We start from the raw sequence: 2330 nt of genomic DNA, 5'->3' as shown, positions 1-2330 counted from the left end.
GAGATACAAGACATTCAGTTTCGCTGTGGCGCTTTGTAGGCTTCAGCTGTCCTGCCTCCGAATCCCCCGAAAGCGAACCAAATCGCCCCTATTCGGAGTGACGCAAATCACATTCTCTCAGGTAACCTGATGTAAACATCGACTACAGACCAACAGAGAGCGGAGTGGGTTGCAAGCTAATCCTCGGACTCTAACTGGCGCTTGCATATGAACCAGCTCCTTTCAGAATGTGTTGCCGACTGCGAACTCGCTGACGCCATTGTGGCTCGTTCGAGGCTTCAGCAGATCAGCGCCAAGCGGATTCTGTTTCGCCAGAACCAATCTCCATCACTGCTGTACCTCTTGAGGGCCGGCGAAGTAATTCTGACATCGAAGCTCCCCGACAAATCGGTCGTAGGCTTTCGAGCGATCCCCGGCGCGCTGATAGGTCTTCCAGCCGTTGCTGGTAACCACGCCTACAGCATGACGGCCACGGTAACGAAGTGTTCGGAGTTGAACGCGATCTCGGTGGCAGCCTTTAGAGAGATTATTGGGAATAATCCTCGGCTGTCATTCAGAGTTTTGGAAATACTCGCAGCTGAAGTTCGATCTGCACGCCTCGTACTCGCCACCGCTCTGTCAAGCGTCATTGCCCACACTCAAGAGCAACCGCGATGACAATAAAACCGATGCTAAAGCTGTTCCGCCTGCCTAAAGGCGCAAGTAGAGGCAGGAGCAATTAATGAGTTGCGTTCCGCATCCTCCCCCAGAGAACTGAGCTCTGGGGGCATTGGAATGAAAGAAGCGCAAGCGCCCCCAACCTGATGCTGGCGGACGATTGCCCTATTTTGGACTGACGATCTGTGACGATGCTCGCATCGTGTAGGTTCAAAGGTCATCACACTACCTCGCATGGTGGTTCGTATCCAGGCACTGTGAACTCGCACCACAAGAATGGACATCACTCGAATCCCCGGTCTGCCAACAGGTACTGAGTTTCACAAGCCTCACTGAATAGCCTTCGCACTCACAGAGAGCATCTAAGTCTGGCTAGAGTGCAAGCGGATCCCAACTCGGTGAGGAAAGTCCTGGTCGTAGACGACAGCGAAGTGATCGCAGACACGCTTGCGATGGTGCTTTCGGCAGAGGGCTTTCATGCTGTCGTAGCGTACAGCGCATCCCATGCTCTCAACCTTCTCCAGGCTGAATCGTTCGACATGCTTCTGACTGATGTAATGATGCCAGGTATGACGGGCATTGAGCTGGCCATCGATGTCACCAGGAGAGACTTGGTCAGCGCGGTTCTCCTAATGTCACGAGTAGCCTCAACGTCGGATCTGCTGGAGAACGCTAGGAAGCTTGGCTACACTTTCGAGATCCTTGCGAAGCCTGTGTACCCGACAGAAGTGATAGAGAGGATTCAACAGGTACTGGCTCCGAGCTACAGATAGACGTTCAAGGAGTGTTCCAGCATCCAACTACTTAGCTCTCTTGCGCGAGAGCACAGCTCCTGGCACCCCAACCCCTGGGAGCTGGGATCAGGGCCTCGGAGTCGCTAGTCTCTAATCCAGAGAGCGGCTCCTTGAGGCCCTGACAAAAGAACAACGCTGGAGTGATTACAAATCCTGGGTACATCATGTGCGAGAGCTGCGGCGAATCACACTAATGCTTCCTCGATGGCACGCTGTATACTCCGAACGATCATTTTCCCGCCGGGACAAAGAAGAGCCGTTTAACAGGATTCACAGGTGGACAGAGTCACACGAGAGCCGACGATCAAGGGTCTCAGAGAGCAGCTGGAGCTTTGCCGTAGGCAGGCTGCTTCGCTGGACAACTCTGCTTCTCTACGCGCCGAGATGACGGACATGAGCAACGCAATCCAGCTTCTTCTGGAATTCATGGAGAGGAAAGAAGGGTTGCAATGAGATCCGTTCCGAGTCTTGGAACTTGTTCTGCAAAACATTAAGTGACGCTGAGAACTCGCTTGATCGTCTTGAGCAGTTCAACAGGCATTGGACCGCTGGTCACATCGGCAAGCGGTTCAACTTCCTCGGGGTCTGCCATGGGCGCGATGCACACTACCGGAACCGACGGTGCAGAGCGGCGAACTTGGGAGATGAATTGCCGTCGTGCCGGTGCCGGCACGGTATGCCCGATCAGGACCAAGTCGAAGGGTTCACTTGCTACCAACTCAGCTGCCTGATCCAATGAGAGCGTCGGTTCCACATCGAACCCCGCAGATCGGAGGATGCGTTCACGCGTGGAAAGTAGTCGAGGATCGTGGCTCAGCCAGAGGATACGTTTAGGGCGCACAGGTTTGAATACTGTATTCTCTCCAAGTTTCATCAGCG

At 54.0% G+C, this 2330-nt stretch carries 2 protein-coding genes and 1 pseudogene; 2 read left to right on the top strand and 1 reads right to left on the bottom strand.

The features are described 5' to 3' along the window. The first annotated feature begins 207 nt into the window (after nt 1–207). Together DHV10_RS28460 and DHV10_RS26805 are read left to right on the top strand one after the other, a co-directional pair. Nucleotides 208–657 (top strand): Crp/Fnr family transcriptional regulator, encoded by a 450-nt coding sequence (locus DHV10_RS28460; RefSeq protein ID WP_109489511.1) that lies wholly within the window; start codon nt 208–210, stop codon nt 655–657. A 398-nt stretch (nt 658–1055) separates the two neighbouring features. Continuing rightward, complete coding sequence (locus DHV10_RS26805) at nt 1056–1430, top strand: response regulator (protein ID WP_239462070.1); 375 nt, start codon at nt 1056–1058, stop codon at nt 1428–1430. Nucleotides 1431–1941: 511 nt separating this feature from the next. Here DHV10_RS26805 and DHV10_RS26800 read toward each other — a convergent pair. Next, nucleotides 1942–2330: pseudogene (locus DHV10_RS26800) on the bottom strand (hypothetical protein); the annotation flags it as partial.

Source organism: Occallatibacter savannae (assembly GCF_003131205.1).
Classification (GTDB): Bacteria; Acidobacteriota; Terriglobia; order Terriglobales; family Acidobacteriaceae; genus Telmatobacter; species Telmatobacter savannae.
This window is presented reverse-complemented; position numbering and strand designations above follow the sequence as displayed.

Bases quoted from the DNA above. Each gene is read 5' to 3' on its own strand.
- DHV10_RS28460 (WP_109489511.1), top strand. From the start codon at position 208: ATGAACCAGCTCCTTTCAGAATGTGTTGCCGACTGCGAACTCGCTGAC.